The organism is Streptomyces sp. NPDC028991 (assembly GCF_055564775.1).
The window spans coordinates 228,570-251,727 of sequence record NZ_JBVHVP010000010.1; the positions used below are offsets into that span (position 1 = coordinate 228,570).

12 protein-coding genes are annotated in these 23,158 nt (G+C 72.9%); 3 read left to right on the top strand and 9 right to left on the bottom strand.

Translation table 11 applies throughout. From position 1 onward, the window contains the following. Nucleotides 1-76: 76 nt before the first annotated feature. The 4 genes from ACZ4V1_RS21625 to ACZ4V1_RS21640 all read right to left on the bottom strand — a co-directional run bounded on the left by ACZ4V1_RS21625 (nt 77) and on the right by ACZ4V1_RS21640 (nt 9,623). A complete protein-coding gene (locus ACZ4V1_RS21625; RefSeq protein WP_468338504.1) occupies nt 77-1,480 on the bottom strand; it encodes a dipeptidase in 1,404 nt (467 codons plus the stop codon). Between the two features lie 10 nt (nt 1,481-1,490). Beyond that, on the bottom strand, nt 1,491-5,150 hold the full coding sequence (locus tag ACZ4V1_RS21630) for a UvrD-helicase domain-containing protein (protein WP_468338507.1): 3,660 nt from the start codon (nt 5,148-5,150) through the stop codon (nt 1,491-1,493). Between the two features lie 121 nt (nt 5,151-5,271). After that, entirely contained in the window at nt 5,272-8,961 is a 3,690-nt protein-coding gene (locus ACZ4V1_RS21635) for an ATP-dependent helicase (RefSeq protein WP_468338509.1), read from the bottom strand. 275 nt (nt 8,962-9,236) lie between these two features. Next, on the bottom strand, nt 9,237-9,623 hold the full coding sequence (locus ACZ4V1_RS21640) for an MGMT family protein (RefSeq protein WP_468338512.1): 387 nt from the start codon (nt 9,621-9,623) through the stop codon (nt 9,237-9,239). A 186-nt stretch (nt 9,624-9,809) separates the two neighbouring features. On the opposite strand from ACZ4V1_RS21640, the gene ACZ4V1_RS21645 reads away from it, so the two are divergent. From ACZ4V1_RS21645 to ACZ4V1_RS21655, 3 genes are all read left to right on the top strand, one after another. Then, nucleotides 9,810-12,650 (top strand): lysylphosphatidylglycerol synthase transmembrane domain-containing protein, encoded by a 2,841-nt coding sequence (locus ACZ4V1_RS21645; RefSeq protein ID WP_468338515.1) that lies wholly within the window; start codon nt 9,810-9,812, stop codon nt 12,648-12,650. Between the two features lie 264 nt (nt 12,651-12,914). Further along, a complete protein-coding gene (locus tag ACZ4V1_RS21650) occupies nt 12,915-14,477 on the top strand; it encodes an alpha/beta fold hydrolase (protein WP_468338517.1) in 1,563 nt (520 codons plus the stop codon). 187 nt (nt 14,478-14,664) lie between these two features. Beyond that, nucleotides 14,665-16,218 carry an alpha/beta hydrolase gene (locus tag ACZ4V1_RS21655; protein ID WP_468338520.1) on the top strand — a complete coding sequence of 518 codons (1,554 nt, stop codon included), beginning with the start codon at nt 14,665-14,667 and terminating at the stop codon, nt 16,216-16,218. Nucleotides 16,219-16,289: 71 nt separating this feature from the next. On the opposite strand, the gene moeZ is transcribed toward ACZ4V1_RS21655, so the two are convergent. The 5 genes from moeZ to ACZ4V1_RS21680 all read right to left on the bottom strand — a co-directional run bounded on the left by moeZ (nt 16,290) and on the right by ACZ4V1_RS21680 (nt 22,936). Further along, the gene (moeZ, locus tag ACZ4V1_RS21660; protein WP_055417970.1) at nt 16,290-17,468 is read right to left on the bottom strand and encodes an adenylyltransferase/sulfurtransferase MoeZ; all 1,179 of its coding nucleotides are present in this window, start codon (nt 17,466-17,468) and stop codon (nt 16,290-16,292) included. Between the two features lie 63 nt (nt 17,469-17,531). Further along, the gene (locus tag ACZ4V1_RS21665) at nt 17,532-18,281 is read right to left on the bottom strand and encodes a spherulation-specific family 4 protein (RefSeq protein ID WP_468338524.1); all 750 of its coding nucleotides are present in this window, start codon (nt 18,279-18,281) and stop codon (nt 17,532-17,534) included. After that, nucleotides 18,269-19,327, bottom strand: coding sequence for an NAD-dependent epimerase/dehydratase family protein (locus ACZ4V1_RS21670; RefSeq protein ID WP_468338527.1), 1,059 nt, complete (start codon nt 19,325-19,327; stop codon nt 18,269-18,271). The genes ACZ4V1_RS21665 and ACZ4V1_RS21670 overlap by 13 nt, the downstream gene beginning before the upstream one ends. A 115-nt stretch (nt 19,328-19,442) precedes the next feature. Further along, the gene (locus tag ACZ4V1_RS21675) at nt 19,443-20,576 is read right to left on the bottom strand and encodes a hypothetical protein (RefSeq protein ID WP_468338530.1); all 1,134 of its coding nucleotides are present in this window, start codon (nt 20,574-20,576) and stop codon (nt 19,443-19,445) included. 599 nt (nt 20,577-21,175) lie between these two features. Beyond that, entirely contained in the window at nt 21,176-22,936 is a 1,761-nt protein-coding gene (locus ACZ4V1_RS21680) for a DUF3492 domain-containing protein (RefSeq protein ID WP_468338533.1), read from the bottom strand. Nucleotides 22,937-23,158: the final 222 nt, after the last annotated feature.

Consider the following 23,158-nt stretch of genomic DNA (forward strand, 5'->3'; position numbering starts at 1 on the left):
CGGCGGTGCGGGGCGGCCTGTCCAGTGTGCCGCGCGCGTGGTGCCGGTCCGTCCGGACCTGGACCGCGCGGGGCGTTCAGGGCGCGTGGCGCCAGTACTCCGCCAGGTCGCCCCACAGGTGGGCGGAGGTTTCGACGCCCTTGAGGAGCAGGTCCAGCTCGACCTTCTCGTCGGGGGCGTGCCAGCCGTCGGACGGGACGGAGATGCCGAGGAAGAGCACCGGTGCGCCGAGGACCTCCTGGAGGTCGGCGGCCGGTCCGGAGCCGCCTTCGCGGGTGAAGCGGACCGGTTTCTCGAAGGCCCGGCCCATGGCGCGGACCACCGATTGCAGCGCCGGGTGGTCCAGCGGCGTCAGGCATGGGCGCGTGGCCCCGCTGAAGGTGATCTCGCAGCGGATCCCGGCGGGCACCTGTTCGGCGGCCCAGGCGCGGACGGCCTTCTCGACGTGGTCGGGGTCCTGGCCCGCGACCAGCCGGAAGGAGAGCTTCACCATGGCGGAGGACGGGATGATCGTCTTGCTGCCCGGGCCCTGGTAACCGCCGCCGATGCCATTGACCTCGGCGGTGGGGCGGGCCCAGACACGCTCCAGGGTGGTGTGCCCCGCCTCGCCGTGGGGGGCGTACGACTTGGCTGTGCGCAGCCATTGCGACTCGTCGAAGGGCAGCTCGGCGAAGAGGTCGCGTTCCTGGTCGGTGAGTTCGATCACGCCGTCGTAGAAACCCGGGATCGCCACGCGCGCGTGCTCGTCGTGCAGGGCGGCGACGAGGCGGGCGACGGCGGTGGCCGGATTGGGGACCGCTCCGCCGAAGGAGCCCGAGTGGATGTCCTGGTCGGGGCCGTGCAGCCGGATCTCGCACTCGGCGAGGCCGCGCATGCCGGTGCAGACCGTAGGGGTGTCCTCGGACCACATGCCGGTGTCGGAGACGATGACCGCGTCGGCGCCGAGTCGCTCGGCGCGCTCCTCGACCAGGGCGCGGAAGTGCGGGGAGCCGGACTCCTCCTCGCCCTCGATCAGCAGCTTGAGGTTCACCGCGGGGGCCGTGCGGCCGGTCGCGGCGAGGTGGGCGCGGACGCCGAGTGTGTGGAAGAACACCTGCCCCTTGTCGTCGGCCGCCCCGCGCGCGTAGAGGCGGTTTCCGCGGACGACGGGCTCGAAGGGCTCGCTGTTCCAGCCGTCCTCGCGGGCGGCGGGCTGCACGTCGTGGTGACCGTAGACGAGCACCGTCGGTGCTGCCGGGTCGCCGGAGGGCCACTCGGCGAAGACGGCCGGGGCGCCCGGCGTCGGCCAGACCTCCGCGGTCTCGAAGCCGGTCTCCTTCAGTTTGGCGGCGAGCCAGTCGGCACTGCGGCGCACATCGGTCGCGTGGTCGGGCTGGGCCGACACGGACGGTATGCGCAGCCACTCCACGAGGTCGTCGAGGAAGGCGGCGCGGTGGTGCTCGATGTACGTACGGACAGCGCTGTCCGGGGTGTCGCTCATGCTCACGAGCCTATCGGCCCGCATCCGCACCCTGATCGTGCGGTTCGTCACCGACCGGGTCGGTCAGCAGGAGGTTCTCCAGCGCGGCACGGTCCGGCAACCCGTCGGGCCGAACGACCTCGCCGGTGCGTACATACAGGAAGGCGGCCGTCACCGACTCCAGGGGTACTCGCTGCTGCTCGGCCCAGGCGAGGCGGTAGAGCGCGAGCTGCAGCGGGTCCGCGGTGCCGGCACGGCTCGTCTTCCAGTCGACGATCTCGTACGCAGCCGCCTCGCCGTCGCCCTCCTTGTAGACGGCGTCGATGCGCCCGCGTACCACTCGGCCGGCGAGCGAGAGCTGGAACGGCGCCTCGACGCGGTAGGGGGTGCGCCGGGCGTACTCGGTGCGTTCGAAGGCGTCCTTGAGGAATTCCAGGTCGCGTTCGTCGGCGATCTCGGCGTCGCTGCCGGGCAGCTCCTCCGGTTCCAGCAGGGGAAGCGTCAGGGGTTCGAACCGGGCCTCCACCCAGGCGTGGAAACGGGTGCCGCGGCGGGCGGCGGGCTGGGGCGGCCGGGGCATGGGGCGGGCCAGTTCCTGCGCGAAGCCGTCCGGGTCGGCGGCCAGACTGAGCAACTGGGAGGCGGTCAGCGACGCGGGAAGACGTACTTCGGTGACGCTCTCGCGGGCGCGCAGGAGCTCGCCGGTGAGGGCGTCGAGGTCCCGGTCCCAGGAGGCGACGGTGCGAGCCTCCTCCGGGGTGAGGCGGGCGGGGGCGGCCCGCACGGGGCGCGGTTCCCCGGGGTGCGGTTCCCCGAGGTGCGGGCGGGGCAGGCCGGTCCTGCCGGGCTGCCCCGGATGAGGCGCCTGGTGGGGAATGGTGGGGCTGCCGCCCGGCGTCGTCGCGGTGGGAGTCGGCGGGGCCGTGGGCCGGTCCGTCGCCCAGGAGTCCCAGTCGTCGGGGTCTTCGTCCGTCCAGCCGGGATCGCCGGGGCGGCCCTCTGCCGGGTGGAACACCTCTTCGTCCCGCAGCGTCTCCCCGTCCCGCAGTATCTCTTCGTCCCGCAGTATCTCTTCGTCCCGCAGTGCCTGTGCGTCGCGCAGCACTCCTTCGTCCTCGGGCGGCGGCCAGTCCGGGTCGTCGTGGGTGTCCGGATCGTGCACGGCGGCGGGGTGGCCGTCCTCGTGGGAGGCGAGAGCGTCCAGGTGGGCGAGGACCGTTTCGGCGGCGGCCCGGCGGCGGGCGAGGGCCGCGTCGTCCAGTGGCAGGGGCCAGGCTTGGTCGGCGGTCGCCCGGTGCAGGGCCGGGTTCTCCTCGTCCTCGGCGGGCTGGTCCGCCCAGGCCTCGATCTCGCCGTGTCCGGCGGCGCAGTGTTCGTACAGCGCGGTGAGGAAGTCGGAGGGCCCGCGGGGCTTCTTCTGGCTGGGGCCCCACCAGTGGCCGGAGCCCAGCAGCAGGGAGCGGGGGCGGGTGAAGGTGACGTAGCCGAGGCGGAGTTCCTCGGTGTGCTGGTGTTCCTTCATGGACTCGTGGAAGGCCTTCAGGCCCCGGGAGTCCCAGGACCCGACCTCGGGCAGGGTGTCGGCGTCGCCGCGCAGGCCGTGCGGCAGCACCTTGCCCTGGGCGGTCCACTTCTCGCGGCCCTGGCCGCTGGGGAAGGTCCCGGTGACCAGGCCGGGTACGGCGACGACGTCCCACTCCAGGCCCTTGGACCTGTGCGCGGTGAGCACCTTGACGGTGTTCTCGCCGCCGGGCAGGGCGTTGTCGAGGCCCTTCTCGTACTGGGCGGCGGTGCGCAGGAAGCCGAGGAAGGCGAGCAGTGTCGCCTCGCCGTCACTCGCGGCGAAGGACGCGGCGACGTCCAGGAAGTTCGACAGGGTCTCGCGGCGGCGGGCGGCCAGCGCGTGCGGGGACGCGGACAGTTCGACCTCCAGACCGGTGACGGCGAGGATCCGGTGCAGTACGTCCATGAGCGGATCGGACAGGGCGCGGCGCAGGTCGCGCAGTTCCGTGGCGAGCCGTGCGAACCGCACCCGCGCGTCCGGCGAGAAGGGCAGCCCGTCGTCGTCTCCGCTGCCGTCCAGCGGCGTCTCCAGAAAGGTGTCGAGGGCGTCCGCGAGCGATATCACCTCGGACGGGTCGACGCCCTCGACCGCCTCGGCGAGCCGCCGGTCGGGGTCGTCGTCGCCCTCCACGCGCGCGTGGCTCACCAGGAGCCGGGCGCGGCGGCCCAGAAGGGCGAGGTCGCGCGGGCCGATGCGCCAGCGCGGGCCGGTGAGCAGGCGGACCAGGGAGGCGTTGGCGCCGGGGTCCTGGAGGACTTCGCAGACGGCGACCAGGTCGGCCACCTCGGGCAGGTGCAGCAGTCCGGACAGGCCGACGACCTCGACGGGAACCTCGCGGGCCACCAGCGCGCCCTGGATCTCGGCGAAGTCCGTCGCCGTGCGGCACAGGACGGCGATCTCGCCGGGCGCCCTGCCGGTGCGCACGAGGTGGGCGACGGAGTCGGCGATCCAGCCGATCTCCTCGGCGTGGGTGCGCAGCAGGGCACAGCGGACCGTGCCGTCGTGTTCGGCGCCCGGGGCGGGGCGCAGGGCCTCCACGCCCGCGTGCATGGCGCGCAGGGGCTCGGCGAGGCCGTTGGCGAGGTCGAGGAGGCGGCCGCCGCTGCGGCGGTTCTCGCTGAGCGCCTGGCGGGTGGCGGGGCGGCCGTCCGCGTGCGCGAAGTGCTCCGGGAAGTCGTCGAGGTTGGCGACGGAGGCACCGCGCCAGCCGTAGATCGCCTGGCAGGGGTCGCCCACCGCGGTCACGGGGTGGCCGGTGCCGCCGCCGAACAGGCCCGCGAGGAGGAGGCGCTGGGCCACCGACGTGTCCTGGTACTCGTCGAGCAGCACGACCCGGAACTCGTCGCGCAGGACGCGGCCCACCTCCGGGAGTCCGGCGAGCTGTGCGGACAGCGCGATCTGGTCGCCGAAGTCGAGCAGGTCCCGTTCGCGCTTCGCGGCCCGGTAGCGGATCACCAGGCCGGCGAGTTCACGGCGCGCGGCGGCGGCCTCGGGGACCTTGCGCAGATCGGCGTTGCCGAGTTTGACGCTCCGCAGGGAGTCCAGGAGGTCGGCGTCCCAGGCGCGCAGGTCCTCGGGGCGTACCAGGTGCTCGGCGAGCTCCGCGTCGAGTGCGAGGAGGTCGCTGACCAGGTCGGCGAAGGAGCGGGTGAGCGCAGGGTACGAGCCGGGGGCCTCGCGCAGGACACGCGCGGCGAGCTGGTAGCGCGTGGCGTCGGCGAGCAGGCGGGAGGTCGGCTCCAGTCCGAGGCGCAGGCCGTGGTCGGTCAGGAGGCGGCCCGCGAAGGCGTGGTACGTCGAGATCACCGGTTCGCCCGGCGGGTTGTCCGGATCGATCACGTCCGGGTCGGTGACGCCTGCCCTGATCAGCGCCTTGCGGACGCGTTCGGCGAGTTCGCCGGCCGCCTTGTTGGTGAAGGTGAGGCCCAGGACCTGCTCCGGGGCGACCTGGCCGGTGCCGACCAGCCACACCACGCGCGCGGCCATCACCGTCGTCTTGCCCGACCCGGCTCCGGCCACGATCACCTGCGGGGCGGGCGGCGCGACGATGCAGGCCGTCTGCTCCGGGGTGAAGGGGATGCCGAGGAGCTCCTTGAGCTGCTCGGGATCGGTGAGATGGGCGGGCACGTCACAGAGGCTAGCCGCGAGCACTGACAGCGCGTGCGAGATCACCTCCCGCGTGGAGAGAAGCGCAGGTCAGTACCTGTGGTGCGACTCATCACACCGGCGGCACGTTCGCTCGGGCCGGTCACTCCACGACGTGTCGTCCCTCGGGCCGCGCGCTGCACGACGCGCGGAAGGCGCAGTGAGTGCAGTGCTGGCCGGCGGTGGGGGTGAACCGTTCGTCGAGGACCTTGCCCGCAGCCGTGGCGAGCAGGTCGCCGACCCACTCCCCCGCCGGCCCCTCGAGGGAGTCCTGCGCCTGCACCTTGGGGAGGGTCTCACCACCGTCGCGCTTGGGCGCGCCCTGGCGCAGCTGGACGAGTTCGGCGCCGCCCGGTTCGGGGCGGGCGCCGTCGAAGGCGTCGTCCACGGCGCCCTCGCGGACGGCGAGCTGGTAGACGGCGAGCTGAGGATGGTGGGCCACCTCGGCGGAGGTGGGCGTCTGCTTGCCGGTCTTGAAGTCGACGACGTAGGCGCGGCCGTCGCGGTCGGCCTCGACGCGGTCCATCTGGCCGCGGATGCGCACCTCGTAGTCGCCGGCCTCGAGGGTCACGTCGAAGTCGTGCTCGCTGGCCACCGGCGTGCGCCCGGCGCGGTCCATGACGTGCCACTTGAGGAAGCGTTCGAGCGCCACGCGCGCGTTGGCCTTCTCCTGCACCGACTTCCACGGCGCGTCGAAGGCGAGCGCGTTCCACACGGAGTCCAGGCGCTCCATGAGGACGGCGAGATCGGCCGGCGTGTGCCCGGAGGCCACCTCGTCGGCGAGGACGTGCACCACGTTGCCGAAGCCCTGGGCGGCGGTCGCGGGCGTGTCGGCCTTCACCTCCCGGCCGAGGAACCACTGGAGGGCGCAGGTGTTGGCCAGTTGGTCGAGGGCGCTCCCGGAGAGCGTGACGGGCTGGTCCCGGTCGCGCAGCGGCACCTTGCTCTCGGTCGAGTCCCACATGCCCCACCAGCGGTACGGGTGGGCGGACGGCACCAGGGGGCGGCCGTCCTCGTCGGCGAGGGCGGCGAGGCGGGCCAGGCGGCGGGCGGCGGCCTCCCTCAAGGGTTCGGAGACGCGGGGGTCCACCGTGGTGGCGCGCAGCTCGGCGACGAGCGCCGCTACGGCGAGGGGGCGACGCGGGCGGCCCGTGACGTCGGCGGGTTCGACGCCGAGTTCGCTCAGGAACCGGGAGGGCTGGTCGCCGTCGTCGGCGGGGGCCTTCACGGCGGTCACGACGAGCCGTTCGCGCGCGCGTGTGGCGGCCACGTAGAACAGGCGGCGTTCCTCGGCGAGCAGCGCGCCGGGCGTGAGCGGTTCGGCGAGTCCGTCGCGCCCGATCCGGTCGGCCTCCAGCAGGGAGCCACGGCGGCGCAGGTCCGGCCACAGTCCCTCTTGGACGCCCGCTACGACGACCAACCGCCACTCCAGCCCCTTCGAGCGGTGAGCGGTCATCAGGCGGACGGCGTCGGGGCGTACGGCACGCCGTGTGAGGGTGTCGGCGGCGATGTCCTCGGCGTCGATCTCCTCCAGGAAGTTCAGGGCTCCCCGGCCACCGGTGCGCTCCTCCGCGCGGGCGGCCGTCGCGAAAAGGGCGCACACGGCGTCGAGGTCGCGGTCGGCATTGCGTCCGGCCGCGCCGCCGCGCCGGGCGGAGCGTTCCAGGCGGGTGGGCCACGGCGTGCCCTCCCACAGGTCCCACAGCGCCTCCTCGGCGCTGCCGCCGCCCGCCAGACGCTCGCGGGCCTTGCGGAGCAGCGCGCCGAGTCTCTGGGCACCGCGCGCGTACGCCGGGTCGTGCACCGCCAGTCGCTCCGGCTCGGCCAGTGCGCGCGCGAGCAGTTCGTCCGACGGCGGCGGCAGCGGGTTGCCGGCGGCACGCTCCTCCTCGCGCAGGGCGCGGCCGAGGCGGCGCAGATCGGCGGCGTCCATGCCGGCGAGGGGGGAGGTGAGCAGGGTGATGGCGGTCTCGGTGGGGAGCCAGCACGGAACCTCCGCGCGGTGGGCGCGTCCACCGGGCACGGACTTCGCGGCCACGTCGGCGTCCACGTCGGCACCGCCACTGCCACCGCCACTGCCATCTCCACCAGCACCAGCACCAGCACCAGCACCAGCACCAGCACCAGCACCAGCACCAGCACCAGGCTCCAGTACGTCCTTCGCCGCCACCTCAGCCTCTGCCTCTGCCTCTGCCTCTGCCTCCGGTACGGATGCGGCCTCCACCGCCCCCTCGGTGACTGCCTCGCGTACGGCCTCCGCCGCCGCCCCGGCGTCGGGCTCAGTGGACGCCCCCGCGTCATCGGGGGCAGGAATGATCCCGGCACCCCCCGCCGTATCGCCGGCCGGCCCGCCCCCGGTCTCCGCAACGCCGCCGAGGCCCGCCCGGGGCCGATCCCCCGCCTCCGCCACCGCCACCGCACGCAGCGCCGTCAGCAAGGGCGCCACCGCCGGTTCGTGGCGCAGCGGAAGGTCGTCGCCGTCGATGTCCAGGGGGACGCCTGCCGCGGTGAGGGCACGGCGGAGCGTGGGGATGCTGCGGGAACCGGCGCGCACCAGGACGGCCATGTCCCCCCAGGGAACGCCGTCCTCCAGGTGGGCCCGGCGCAGGATGTCGGCGATGTTGTCCAGCTCGGTGCCGGACGTCGGATAGGTGTACGCCTCGACGCGCCCTCCGTCCCGCACCGGGACCAGCTCACGGTGGGCGCGCACCTTGTCGGCGGGGAGCCGGGTCAGCGGCATGCGCTGGGTCAGCAGCCGCGTGGCGGCCAGCACCGCGGCCCCGGACCGGCGCGAGGTCCGCAGCACCTCGACCGGCGCCGGGCGGCCGTCCACGCGAGGGAAGGCGGTCGGGAAGTCGAGGATGCCGTTCACGTCCGCGCCGCGGAAGGCGTAGATCGACTGGTCGGGGTCGCCGAAGGCGAGCAGGGTGCGCCCGCCGCCGGCCAGGGCGTGCAGCAGCCGTACCTGGGCGGGGTCGGTGTCCTGGTACTCGTCGACGTAGACCGCGTCGTACTGCGCGGCCAGGTGCGCGGCGATCTCGGGACGGCGTGCGAGGAGCACCGCGCGGTGGACGAGTTCCGCGTAGTCGAGCACGCCCTGCAGGTCGAGCACGTCGAGGTACTCGGCGAGGAAGACGGCGGCGGCCCTCCAGTCGGGGCGGCCGATGCGCCGGGCGAAGGCACCGAGGGCGGCCGGGCCGAGGCCCAGTTCGCGGGTGCGGGCGAGAACCGCGCGAACCTCGTCGGCGAAGCCGCGGGTGGTCAGGCAGGCGCGCAGTTCGTCGGGCCAGCGCACATGGGCCAGGCCGAGCCGCTCCAGGTCGACCTGCCCGGCGAGCAGCTCGCGTACCGTCACGTCCTGTTCCGGGCCGGACAGCAGCCGCAGCGGCTCCACGAAGAGGTCGCTGTCCTGGTGGGCGCGGACCAAGGCGTAACCGAAGGAGTGAAAGGTCGTCGCCCGAGGCGCACGTGCGGCACCCATGCGCAGTGCCATCCGGTCGCGCAGTTCCACGGCCGCCTTGCGGCTGAAGGTCAGTACGAGGATCCGCTCGGGGTCGCCGCCCCGGGCGATCCGGTCCGCGACGGACTCGACGAGCGTGGTGGTCTTGCCGGTGCCCGGGCCCGCGAGGACGAGCAACGGTCCGCTCCCGTGGTCAACCACGGCGCGCTGCGCGGCGTCCAGACGAAGGGGGACCATGCGCTCCGGCGGGGTACGCACCAGTCGGTAGGCGCCACGGTCCCCCCGTCGCGCCTGGGGGTGCGACGGGCGTCTGGTGGAGGAAGAGGAGCTCACGTGGTTCGCCGGTCCTGGTGGGTGTGCTGGTGGGCGGTCCGCGCCGCGGGCACGGCGATGGCCGCGGGATGAGGGGGACGCGTGCGGCCGACGCTACGCCGACGGAAGTGGCGGAAGCAGTGCTTCCTCTTCATCCCCCGGACCTCTCGGGTCACCCGCGGCACCTGTGTCCCCCGCCCCACGAACGTACGTCATGCCACGGTCGTACCCGAAGTGCCCTTTTTCCCTCATACGCGTCACAGGTCACACATCGGTCGTCCCGAAGGCGGAAGCTGTCAGGTGTGACCCTGTGCGCGTTCGCCGCCGTCCCACCGCGCCCGCTTCAGGTCGAGGCGCGGGAGATGACCCTCCGCGGCCCTGCTCGCCTCCTTCAGGGGCGTGCCCTCCTCCCGGTAGCGGTCGAGCGCCTCCAGTTCCTGACCCGCGAGCAGGACCCCGTCCGCGCGGACGACGCGCCACCACGGGATGCCTCCCCCGTAGAGGGACATCACCCGTCCGACCTGGCGGGGTCCGCCCTCCTCCAGGTACTCGGCGATGTCCCCGTACGTCATGACACGGCCCGGCGGAATCAGTTCGGTCACCTCGAGGACCCGCTCGGCGTACTCGGGCAGCGTGTCCGCGTACTCCGGGCGGGCGTCGTCCGGAAGGCTCTGCTCGCTCATCCGACCCATCCTGCCCCACTCCACCGACAACGCGACGCGCTCCCCGACGGTGCGCGTCCCTCGCCCGGAAGCGGCGCTTCGGGCAGACTGTGCGGCCCGCACGGGCACCCTGATGCCTGCCGAGGCCGCCGTGGCATGCCACCATCGTGCGGGCGGTGACCAGTGATACGAGAGCAAGAAGAGGCGATGAAGCAGCAGGGTGTGCACCCCGAGGACGCCGAGGGCACCTCTGGCTCTTCGTCGCGCCCGGACACCGCGGCCGGCAGCGACGAGCAGACCGGACGGCGAGCGGCCGCGGGCAGGACGGCGACGGCCGCCGACCCCGATGACGTCGCGCACATCGACGAGGTGGAGGGCGACGAACCGCTACTCCCCGCGCGCGTGCACCGTCCGTCCGACCTGATGCGGCTCCTGGTGGGCGTGCTCGCCGTCGTCGTGCTGCTCGCCGTCGCCGCCTTCGCGCACGGCACCACCTCGGGCCTCGAACAGGACATCAACAAGGGCACCGGGCAGGCGCCCGACCTGCTGATCAAGATCGCCGGTCTGGCCTCCAGCATCGCGATCCTCCTGGTGCCGGTCGCGTTCGCGATCGAGCGGCTGATCAAACGGGACGGGCTGCGGATCGCCGACGGCGTGCTGGCGGCTGTCCTCGCGCACGGAGTGACCCTCGCCACCGACCTGTGGGTCGCCAAGTCCGCCCCCGGTTCCATCCAGGACGCGCTCACCCAACCCTCACCGGGCGACATCCACGCTCTCACCGACCCCGTACACGGCTACCTGGCGCCGGTCATCGCGTACATGACGGCCGTAGGCATGTCCCGCAGACCCCGCTGGCGCGCGGTCCTGTGGATCGTGCTGCTCCTCGACGCGTTCTCGATGCTGGTCACCGGCTACACCACGCCGTTCTCGATCATCCTGACGGTACTCATCGGCTGGACCGTGGCCTACGGAACGCTGTACGCGGTCGGCTCCCCCAACGTCCGCCCCACCGGGCGCACGCTGATGGCGGGCCTTCGGCACGTCGGCTTCCGCCCGGTGACCGCCGCCCGAGAGGAAATGCCGTCGGACACCGCGGAGACCGGTGACCGCGGCCGCCGCTACTTCGTCACGTTGGAGGACGGCCGGCCGCTTGACGTCACAGTGGTGGACCGGGAGCAGCAGGCGCAGGGCTTCTTCTACCGCGCGTGGCGCAACCTGACACTGCGCGGCTTCGCCACCCGCAGCAGCCTTCCTTCACTGCGGCAGGCCCTGGAACAGGAAGCGCTGCTCGCCTACGCGGCGATCGGGGCCGGCGCCAACGCCCCCAAGCTGATCGCGACCTCCGAGCTGGGCCCCGACGCCGTGATGCTCGTCTACGAGCACACCGGCGGGCACACTCTGGACTCGTTGCCGGACGAGGAGATCACCGACGACCTGCTGCGTGGCACCTGGGAGCAGGTGCGGGCCCTGCAGTCCCGGCGCATCGCCCACCGCAGGCTGGTGGGTGACGCGATCCTGGTGGATCGTTCCGGCACGGTGATCCTCACCGACCTGCGCATCGGCGAGATCGCCGCCGGGGACCTGCTGCTGCGCATGGACATTTCCCAGCTCCTCGTGACGCTCGGCCTGCGGGTGGGCGCCGAACGCGCGGTCGCCTCGGCGGTGGCCGTGCTCGGCCCCGACGCCGTGGCGGACTGCCTGCCGATGCTCCAGCCCATCGCGCTCAGCCGCTCCACGCGCGCGACCCTGCGCAAGCTGGCCCGGGAACGCGCCCAGCGCGAGCGGGAGGCGGTCCTGGAGTCGTCCCGGCAGGCCAGGCTGGCCCGTGCGGAGGCGACCGCCGACGACACCGCAAGCGCCGCGCCCGGGCAGCCAGGAACGCCCGGGGAACTCGACAAGCCCGATAGGCCCGACAAGCGCGAGAAGTCCACCAACCCCGATAAGCCTGACAAGCTCGACAAGCTCGACAAGAAGGCCGTGCGCGCCGAGCAGCGGGCGGAGAAGCGGGCCGTGGACGAGGCGCTGGAGGAGGCACGCGAGGAGGACCTGCTCACGCAGATCCGGCACGCGGTACTGCGGATCAGGCCGCAGGCTCCCGTCGAGCCGGCCCGTCTGGAGCGGGTGCGACCGCGCACGCTGATCAGCTTCATCGCCGGTGCGATCGGCGCCTACTTCCTGCTGACGCAGCTCACTCACATCGAGTTCGGGCCGCTGATCTCGAACGCCCAGTGGGGCTGGGTGGCCGCGGCGGTGCTCTTCTCGGCGGCGAGCTATGTGGCGGCCGCGATGGCCCTTCTTGGGTTCGTGCCCGAGAAGGTGCCGTTCCTGCGGACCGTTGCCGCGCAGGTCGCCGGGTCGTTCGTGAAGATCGTCGCCCCCGCGGCGGTCGGCGGTGTCGCCTTGAACACGCGTTTCCTGCAGCGCGCGGGAGTACGACCGGGTCTCGCGGTGGCGAGTGTCGGCGCGTCGCAGTTGTTCGGGCTCGGCTGTCACATCCTGATGCTGCTGTCCTTCGGCTATCTGACCGGCACCGAGAAGACACCGTCGCTGTCGCCGTCCCGGACGGTCATCGCGGGTCTGCTGACGGTGGCGGTACTCGTGCTCGTGGTGACGTCGGTGCCGTTCCTGCGCAAGTTCGTCGTCACGCGCGTGCGGTCGCTTTTCGCCGGTGTCGTGCCACGCATGCTGGATGTGCTGCAGCGGCCGCAGAAGCTGGTCACCGGCATCGGCGGCATGCTGCTGCTCACCGCCTGTTTCGTGATGTGCCTGGACGCCTCGATCCGGGCCTTCGGGGACGAGTCGACGTCGATCAGCCTGGCGAGCGTCGCGGTCGTCTTCCTCGCCGGCAACGCGCTGGGGTCCGCGGCGCCGACACCCGGCGGTGTGGGCGCCGTGGAGGCGACGCTGACGGTCGGTCTGATCGCCGTCGGTCTGCCCAAGGAGGTCGCCGCCCCCGCGGTACTGCTCTACCGACTGCTCACGCTGTGGCTGCCGGTACTGCCGGGCTGGCTGGTCTTCAACCACCTGACACGGAAGGAAGCGCTGTAACGGTCTGGTACGGCGAGGAAGTACACCGCGCAAGGGCCTCGTCGGCGTATGAGGCCGCCTCGCCTCCTACACAGCCGACGGGTTTCGCCCGCCGGGGACGCCTCAGACCAGCCGAAGGCCTTCGCCTGCCGGGGAGCAGCCTCATACTCACACCGAGATCGACCGTACGCGTCGCCTCGCCCGCGTACGCCCCGGCTGCCCGTCCCGTACCTCGTACGGCTCCTGCCCCGGGCGCAAGACCCCGGACGCCCGCACGATGGACGCATGCCGCACTCCTTCCGGCTGCGCGCCGCCGCCCTGACCGCCGCCACCGCCGTAGCCCTGTCCGCTCTCCTGGCGGGCTGCAGCGACGACTCCGGCGGCGACTCCGGCGGCGATGAGGACCTGACGGCCCAGAAGCTCGACTGGAAGGACTGCCCGGCCCCCTCCGAGGCCGAGGGCGGCGGCGCCGCTCCGTCCCCGCTGCCGGACGGCGCCGAGTGGCAGTGCGCCACCATGAAGGCGCCGCTCGACTGGGACGAGCCCAAGGGCGACACGATCGGCCTCGCGCTGATCCGGGCGGAGACAAGTGGCGAGGCGGACCGCCGGATCGGGTCGCTCGTCTTCAACTTCGGCGGCCCGGGCGGATCGGGCGTCACCACGCTGCCCGCCTTCGGCGAGGACTACTCGACCCTGCGCACCCGCTACGACCTGGTCAGCTTCGACCCGCGCGGCGTCGGCCGCAGCGCCCCCGTGGAATGCCTGGACGACAAGCAGCTCGACACCTACTTCCAGCAGGACGCCACCCCGGACGACGCGGCCGAACGCACCGAGTTGCTGGACAGCACCGAGGACTTCAACGCGGCCTGCGAGAAGAACTCGCGGCAGATGCTGCCGCACGTACGCACCACCGACGCGGCGCGCGACATGGACCTGATGCGCCAGGTCCTCGGCGACGACGAGCTGTACTACTTCGGCATCTCCTACGGCACCGAACTCGGCGGCGTCTACGCCCATCTGTTCCCCGAGAAGACCGGCCGTGCCGTATTCGACGCGGTCGTCGACCCGACGCAGACCCCGGAGCAGGGCTCTCTCGCCCAGGCGAAGGGCTTCCAGCTCGCGCTCGACAACTTCGCCGAGGACTGCGTGTCGAAGATCGAGGACTGCCCCGTCGGGGACAGCGCCCAGAACGTCAAGGACCGCATCGCCCGACTGCTGAAGGACCTCGACCGCAACCCGATCCCCGGCGTCTTCCCCCGCGAACTCACCCAGACCGCCGCGACCGGAGGCATCGCACAGGCGCTGTACTCGAAGGACTTCTGGGAGTACCTCACCGACGGCCTGGTGCAGGCGTACGACGGTGACGGCCGGGTCCTCATGGTGCTGTCGGACGCGTTGAACGGGCGTAACGAGAATGGCCAGTACAGCAACATCACCGCGGCCAACGTCGCCATCAACTGCGCCGACGACAAGCCGAGGTACGACCCGGCCTACGTGGAACGCAGGCTTCCCGAGTTCCGGAAGGCCTCCGCGCTGTTCGGCGACTATCTCGCCTGGTCCATGCTCAGCTGCACCGACTGGCCGGTGCCCGGTGCCGCCGCCCACCCCGACGTCAGCGCGCCCGGAGCGCCGCCGATCCTGGTGATCGGCAACACCGGGGACCCGGCGACGCCCTACGAGGGCGCGGGGAGGATGGTGGACGCGCTGGGGAAGGGCGTGGGTGTGGAGCTGACCTACCGGGGCCAGGGGCACGGCGCCTACGACAGCAAGAACAAGTGCGTGCGGGACGCGGTGCACGGCTATCTGCTGGACGGGAAGGCACCAGCGGCCGGGACCGTCTGTTCCTGACCCCGCCCCGCGACTACCGACACTTCGCCGGCGGCGACGGCCTCCTGGCCGCCCTCATACCCAAGAACGGGCAAACCAGCAGGTCAAAAGGTTATCCACAGGGCCCAGCAGGCGCTGCGTGCTCCGCCTACCATGGCATGACCGCCATCCGCTGCACGGCGCGGACGGCTTGCGAGGGGGAGAGCACATGGCACGTCTCGTACGGTGGACGGCTCTGACGGCCGCCGCCGCACTGCTGACAACGGCGGGCTGCAGCGGCGGCTCGTCCGGTGACGCCGATGACGGCGGGGGGACGGAAGGGACAAGCAGCGCACGGCCCTCGGCGGCAGCACCTTCCGGGGTGCCCGAGTCGCTGGCCTCCCAGACGCTCGACTGGGGCCGCTGCAAAGGCACCGCGGACTCCCCCGCGCCGGGCGGCGACTGGCAGTGCGCCACGCTCGAGGCGCCGCTGGACTGGGCGGAGCCGGACGGCGAGACGATCGACCTGGCGCTGATCCGGGCCAAGGCCACCGGCGACGAGCGCATCGGCTCCCTGCTGTTCAACTTCGGCGGCCCCGGCGGCTCCGGTGTCTCCATGATGCCGTCCTACGCCGACACCGTCTCCTCCCTGCACGAGCGGTACGACCTGGTGAGCTGGGACCCGCGCGGGGTGGCCGCCAGCGAGGGGATCCGCTGCCGCGACGACGAGGCGATCGAGGACGCCGAGTCGGTGGACTCCACGCCGGACACCGCGGCCGAGGAGCAGGCGTATCTCAAGGACGCCGCGGACTTCGGCAAGGGCTGCGAGAAGGCCGCCGGCAAGCTGATGGCGCACGTCTCGACCACGGACACCGCCCGCGACATGGACCTGATGCGGCATGTGCTGGGCGACGAGAAGATGCACTACTTCGGCATCTCCTACGGCACCGAACTCGGCGGCGTCTACGCCCACCTGTTCCCCGAGCACGTGGGGCGCGTGATCCTCGACGCGGTCGTGGACCCGGGCGCCGACACGATGGGCCACGCCGAAAACCAGGCCAGGGGCTTCCAGCGCGCCCTGGACGACTATCTGACCTCCACCGGGCAGGACCCCAAGCAAGGATCGCGGGAGATCGCCGATCTGCTGGAGCGGCTGGACGCCGAGCCACTGCCGACATCGTCGCCGGGACGGAAGCTGACACAGACGCTGGCACTCACCGGGATCGTGCTGCCGCTCTACAGCAAGGACGGCTGGCCGGCCCTGACCAGCGCGCTGGCGGCGGCCGAGGAAGGCGACGGTTCCGAACTCCTGGCACTCGCCGACGGCTACAACGAGCGGGATTCCTCGGGGCGCTACGGCACGACCACGCACTCCCAACGAGTCATATCGTGCCTGGACGACAAGCAGCGGCCGACCCTCGAGGAGACGAGGAAGCTGCTGCCGAGGTTCGAGAAGGTCTCACCCGTGTTCGGGGCCTTCCTCGGCTGGGACACGGCCGGATGGTGCCACGACTGGCCGGTGGCCGGTCAGCACGAGACCCCGGAGGTGAGCGCGTCCGGCGCGGCTCCGATCCTGGTGGTCGGCAACACCGGCGACCCGGCCACGCCCTACGAGGGTGCCCGCAGGATGGCGGACGAGCTGGGCAAGGACGTCGGTGTGGTGCTCACCTGGAAGGGCGAGGGCCACGGGGCCTACGGGAGCGGGAGCGACTGCGTCGACTCCGCGGTGGACGCCTATCTGCTGAAGGGGGCGGTGCCGAAGGACGGCAAGGTCTGCTCGTGACGGCGGCGGGGGCTTCGGGCACCCGCGGTGCGCGAAGCCCCCGCCGTCCGGGCAACGGGGTCGGGGCCCGGTCAGTAGACGGGCTTCGCCGGCTCGATCTGGTTGACCCAGCCGATCACGCCGCCGCCCACGTGCACGGCGTCCGAGAAGCCGGCGGACTTGAGGACCGCCAGAACTTCCGCACTACGGACACCCGTCTTGCAGTTCAAGACAATCTTCTTGTCCTGCGGAAGGCTCTCCAGGGCCGAGCCCATGAGGAACTCGTTCTTCGGGATCAGCCGGGCGCCCGGGATGGAGACGATCTCGAACTCGTTCGGCTCACGGACGTCGATGAGCTCGATGTTCTCACCGTCGTCGATCCACTCCTTGAGCTGCTTGGGAGTGATCGTGGAGTCGGCGGCCGCCGCCTGGGCCTCCTCGGACACGACGCCGCAGAAGGCCTCGTAGTCGATGAGCTCGGTGACGGTCGGGTTCTCACCGCAGACCGCGCAGTCGGGGTCCTTGCGGACCTTGACCTGGCGGTACTGCATCTCCAGGGCGTCGTAGATCATCAGACGGCCGACCAGCGGCTCGCCGATGCCCGCGAGGAGCTTGATGGCCTCGTTGGTCTGGATGGAGCCGATGGACGCGCACAGCACACCCAGGACGCCGCCCTCGGCGCAGGAGGGAACCATGCCGGGGGGCGGGGGCTCCGGGTAGAGGCAGCGGTAGCACGGACCGTGCTCGGACCAGAAGACGGAGGCCTGGCCGTCGAAGCGGTAGATCGAGCCCCAGACGTAGGGCTTGTTCAGCAGCACACACGCGTCGTTGACCAGGTAGCGGGTCGCGAAGTTGTCCGTACCGTCGACGATCAGGTCGTACTGGCTGAAGATGTCCATCACGTTGTCGGCTTCGAGCCGCTCCTGGTGAAGGACCACGTCCACGTACGGGTTGATGCCCTTGATCGTGTCGCGGGCGGACTCCGCCTTGGACCGGCCGATGTCGGCCTGGCTGTGGATGACCTGCCGCTGCAGGTTCGACTCGTCGACCTCGTCGAACTCCACGATGCCGAGCGTGCCGACACCGGCCGCCGCCAGGTACATCAGGGTCGGCGAGCCGAGGCCGCCCGCGCCCACGGCGAGCACCTTGGCGTTCTTCAGCCGCTTCTGCCCGTCCATCCCCACGTCGGGGATGATCAGGTGGCGGGAGTACCTGCGGACCTCGTCTACGGTGAGCTCGGGGGCCGGCTCGACCAGGGGTGGCAGCGACACGGGGACTCCGTTGGTCGGTCAGTAATTACGGTTGTTCTCCCAGTAACACTGCCACGGCCTTTTTCATTCCGAGACACCCGTCCCGACTCGCGAGACGATCTCGTCCCAGTAGCCGGGCATCGTCTCCCAGGGGTCGATCCGGCCGCCCCGGTCCGTGCGGTCGGTGAAGTAGATCGTCGCGGCGCCCTGCCAGCGGGCGATGCGCAGTGCCTCCTCCAGATGCCCTCGGGGGACGCCGTGGACGAAGTGGCAGAAGCGCTCGGGTGGGTGGTCGGCGCTCCACTCGGCCACCTGGGACCAGCGGTAGTCGCTCCACGCGCCCGAGAAGGTGACGAGCTGGTCGGCGTTCTCGGCATAGCCGGGGTGGGGATGCGTGCCGTGGCCGAGCACGATGTGGGCCTCGTCACGGATCGCCCGGAGCGTACCGACGATGCGGCGGACCTCGGGGAGCACGGCACGCTCGGACGGGCAGTGGTCGAGGAGGAAGCCGTCGACCTGGTACCAGTCGAGGTGCCGGTGCGCGTCGGAGATCAGCTCGCCGAAGCTTCGGGCCCCGTATGCGGCGTCGAGGTGGCCGAGGACCCGGACGCCCGCGTTGCGGAGGCGGCCGACGGCATCCAGGCAGCGCGGATCGGGGTGGGCGCCGGGGCCGTTGGCGACGTTGAGGACGACCCAGTGCAGGGGGGTGCCCGGGCAGGTGAGGCCGGTCCACTCGCCGGGGGCGACGAGGGGATGGGCCAGTCCCGGGACGCCGAGGCCGGTGCGGACGCCGGTGCTCGCGGTGCCCGCCTTGGTGCTGGTCAGATACGGCATGCCGCCTCCATCCAGATATCGGCGAGGGACTCTTCGAGGGCGATGCGGGGCCGCCAGCCGAGCCGGTCGCGTGCGGTGCGCACATCGGCCTGCTGCCAGCTGCCGCAGCCGTCCGGGTAGGGGTAGGCGACCGGGGCCGCGTGCTCGGCGTCGGCACGGTCGGCGCGGTGTCCGAGGGGCTCCGGGCGGTGATGGCCGAGGGCGTCGGTGCGGTGATGGCCGAGGGCGTCGACGCGGTGAGCCACGGATTCGGTGCGGGGGTGACCGATGGTGGGCCGCAGGGCGCCGGGCGGTCCGTCGAGTTCGTGCAGGGCGCCGCCGTAGCCGGCCACGCGGGCGAGGGTGGCGGCCGCGTCGCGCAGGCGGACGGCACGACCGGAGCCGATGTTGATGACGCCCTGGGCGGCGGAGAGCGAGGCGGCGTGGACGGCGCGGGCGACGTCGCGGACGTCGATGAAGTCGCGCTGGGCGCCGAGGCCGCCGAGCCGGAGTTCACCGTCGCCGGACTGCATGGCGCGGCGCATGGCCTCGGCGAGGCGGCCCAGCGGGGAGCCCGCGGGAGTGCCCGGCCCGGCGGGCGAGAAGACGCGCAGGACCACCGCGTCCAGGCCGGAGCCGAGGACGAGTTCGGTCGCGGCGAGCTTGCTGACGCCGTAGGGGCCGCCAGGGCGGGGCACGGCGTCCTCCGCGGTGGAGGACCCGGGCTGGCTGGGGCCGTACTCGGCACTGCAGCCGACCTGCACCAGGCGGGCACCGCAGCCGCTGCGGCGCAGGGCCTCGCAGACGGTGGCGACGGCGACGGTGTTGTGCCGGGTGAGTTCGCGGGCGCCGCCCCGGGTGGCACCGGCGCAGTTGACGACGACACCGGGGTGGACCGCGTCGAGGAAGCGGGTGAGGGCCCCGGGGCTGCCCGTGGCGAGGTCGAAGCGGACGTCGGCGTCGTCGCCGCGGCCGAGGGCGGTGAGCTGGACGGCCGGGTCGGCGAGCAGACGGTCGGCGACGAAGCGGCCGATATAGCCGTTGGCTCCGATCAGCAGGACTCTCATCGGGCTGCTCCCGGGGCCGAGGCGTCGGGTCGGGAGGTGGTCATCTGTGGGCTCCTTCAGAGGGGTGATGCGAGGGTGATGCGGATGTGTGGGGGGTTGTCCGGAGGGCGCGCGGTCACCGCGGCGGCTCCGCCGATGCGTGGGCCGAGGCTCTGGTCAGGCGGCGGGTCGCGTGCGTCAGGAGAGTCAGCGCGCCGATACCGCAGGCCACCGTCGGAACGCCGGCCGGACCGCAGGCGGCGACCAGGGCCTCCACGGGGTCGGCCAGGAGATCGCAACCAGGCAGACGGCCTGCGAAGAGCGTGGCCAGGGCGGCCGCCTCGGCGGTGGCCGCGGCGGTGAGGACGAGCGTGGGGGCGTGGGTGTGGCCGTGCACGGTGAGCAGGCGGGCGAGCAGCAGCAAGGCGCCCAGCGTGAGTGTCTGGGGGTGGGCAGCGGGCTCCGCGAGGACCGCCCCGGTCAGCCAGGCCAGGGCCGTCAGGGCGCACATGAACAGCGCGACCGTGCCGAGCAGCAGGGGGCGCACGGAGGCGGAGAAGTCGGCCAGGCCGCGGCTGCCCGTCAGTTTGCGGCGGGCGCGCACGGCGAAGAAGTGGGCGCTTCCGGCCGCCGGTGCGCAGGCCAGGGCGAGAGCCAGTACGGGGGCGACGGTGACGGGCCACGGGCCGTCGGCGGTACCGTCGGGCAGACCGTCCGGGCCGCCCGCGACAGCCGCGCGGAGCAGGCCGTCGCCGAGGAGGGCGTAGCCGACGAGCCAGCAGGTCCACGTGCCGGTGGTACGCGTCGCGGCGCTCAGTGGTCCCCGGCGCAGTGCCGCGCGCAGGGCCAGAGTGACCGCGAGGGCGCCGACGACGGCCGCGATCAGTCGCGGTCGCCCTTCGGTGAGGCGCAGGCCAACCACGGCGGCGGTGCACAGCGCGCCCGGCAGCAGCGCGAGGACGACCCATGCGGTGCGTACCCGGGGTGCCGGTGGGGCCGGGGGGCGCGGGGACCTGTCGCCGTCGCGCGGGACGCGGGCGTACATCTCCTCCGCGAGGGAGAAGACGTCCCGGTGGCGGAAGCGTGCGGCGGTCCGGTCGGTGACGCCGTGCGCCTCCAGGCCTGCCGCGATCTCCAGCGGGTCCACGGCTCGCTCACACAGGGCGCGGTGACGGTGCAGCAGCGCCTTCACCGGGTCCGCCGCGGCGCGGCGCGGCGCGGCGGGCGGCGACTGCTCGCCGACGGCTGCCGCTCCGCTACGGGCGGCCATTCCGCCGTGGGCAGCCACTCCGTCGCGCGCAGCCGCTCCGCCACGGGCGGCCACTCCAGCGCGGGCAGGCGTCCCGCCACAGGCGGCAGTATCGCCGGCGTCAGTCACACCACCGCCATCGGCCATCGCAGCGCGGGCGCCGACATCGTCACTGTGGGCCACCGTGCCGCGGGCGACCGCACCGCCCCCGTCAGCCACCGCGCCGCCGACGACCGCATCGCCACCGTCAGCCACCGCGCCGCCGACGACCTCGTTGTCGCCTGTGGCCGCTGTGCCGCAGTCGGCCGCGTTGCCGCAGTCGGCCGCACTGCTCCCGGCGGTCGCTGTGCCCTCGGCGTCCTCGCCCCACTGCTCGCCCTCGTCCGGGAAGCCGCCTTCTCCCGAACACCCGACCGCGTCCGGGAGGGCGCGCTCGCCCGCGTCAGGGAGGGCGCGCTCGCCTGCGCGCCGGTTCTCGCCCGGCCACCGGTCGGTGCGCGCATCCGCGGCAGGCGTGTCGGGAAGGTCAGGCGTCCCATCGGTCAGGGACTCTCTCGAGCGGGAGCCCCAGGCGCCCGGGCTGCCCGGTGTCCCGGGGCGGTCGAGTTCACCGAGGTCGCTCATCGGGCCCCCTCGGTCGCGGAGGCCGGATACGTCGCCCGGACGGGGGCGTCCGTCGCCCAGCCTGGGCCGCCACGGGCTACGACACGCGCCGTGGAGCCGGGCCAGCGGCCGGGGATGTGGGCCTCGGCCGGGACGGCGAACGGCAGGGGTTCCCCGGTGTCGTCGAGGACGACGCGGCGGACCGGCGTGCGGGAGAGGATCTCCAGGTAAATGCCGTGAAATGCCGCGACGTTCTGCTCGACGGTGAACAGCTCCAGTGCGCGGGCGCGCGCCGCAGCACCCAGGCGCGCACGGCGCTCGGGGTCGCGCAACAGGGCGACGCACGCTTCCGCGAGCGCCCTCGGATTGCGCGGCGGCACGACGAGTCCGGTGCCGCCGATCGCCTCGACCACCGCACCGACGTCCGTGGAGACCGTCGCGCGACCACAGAACATGGCCTCGACCAGCCCGGACGGGAACCCTTCGACGACACTGGAGAGAACCACCAGGGTGCCCGCTCCATACGCCTCGGCGCGTGAGGGCAGTTCCGGACCGCCGGTCTCCTCGAAGGACACCGGGTTGCGCCCGACGGCGTGCGGGCCGTCGGCCTCGTCGGGGAAGAGTTGCGCGGCCAGGCCCTTGCAGTGGGCGAGATAGGCCGCACCCTCGGGGCCGGTGGGGGCACCGACGATCCTCAGGCGCGCCTTCGGCTCCGCCTTGCGGATCTCCGCGAAGGCGTGCAACAGCGATACGAGGTCCTTGGTGGGCTCGACGCGGCCGACCCAGACGAGGGTGTGCGGGTCGGCGCACTCCGGCGACTCCCCCGTCTCGGCGAAGGGGGTGGCGTCCATGCCCGGGTGGACCGTGCGGAGCTTGGCACGGTCGGCGCCGCAGCGCTCCTGCCAGCGGCGGGCGTGCGTGTTGCCGGGCGTGATCACGGTCGCGCGCCGGTACGTCTCGGCGGCCAGCCGACCGTGGAAGGCGGCCAGCAGGGCCCGTATCGCGGGTGGGGCATCGGGTTCGGTGAGGTAGTGCGCCCGCAGCCGCACCCCGTATTCGGTCACCAGCAGGGGCACGTCGTGGAAGTGCCGGGCGAGCAGGCCCGGAAGCGCCGCCGTGCCGCCGGAGGTCACGTGGCAGAGGTCGACCGCGCCGAGGCCGTCGTCCTCGTACCAGTCGAGCGACAGGGGGCGCAGGGCGCGTTCGAGGCGTGCCGCGACGGCTAGCAGGTCTGGGACGCGTGCCTCGCGTGCGGAGCGGTGGGCGCCGGGCGCGCGACAGGCGCGCTCCAGGGCGCGTACAGCGGTCTCCGAGCGGAGGGCGGCGGGCAGCCCGCCCTTGTCGCGGGCGAGTTCGGCGAGGCCGTACAGCGCGTTGGCGAAACGGTCCGCCTCAAGGGCCGACTCTCCCTCCGACTCCCCCGTCGGCTCCTTCTCCAGCGCCCTCGCCGATACCCTCGCCGTTGTCCCGGGCGAGTCCCCGGGCGCGGTGGCGCACAGGGCTGCGGCCAGTTCGCCGTAGCACTCCGCGAAGCGCCGACGCGCGCGCCGTCCGTGGACCACCCCGTCGTCCCCCAGGTCCCACGGCGACGCGGTGTGCACCCGGCTGACCTGCGGCGGCAGTGGGACCCACCCCTCGGCCTCCTGGCGCTCGCTGCGGCTGAGCGCATAGAGGTCGAACTCATGCTGCTCAAGCCCGCGCACGAGCCGATCGCACCAGAGCCCCGCCTCACCGCCCACATACGGATAGCCACCCTCCGTAAGCAGTCCGATGCGCACGCGCGCACCCCCGATCTCCCGTTTGGGGAGCCGTCGTTGGCCCGGCGGCTCGCAGCGGGACGAACGTATGCGGACAAGGCGGTGGGGGGGGGGGGGGGGGGGGGGGGGGGGGGGAAAAAAAGGGGGGGGGGGGGGGGGGGGGGGTGGGGGGGGGGGGGGGAGGGGGGGAGGGGGAGGGGGGAGGAGGGGGCAGGATCAGAAGGGGGGCCTCACCCCCAACCC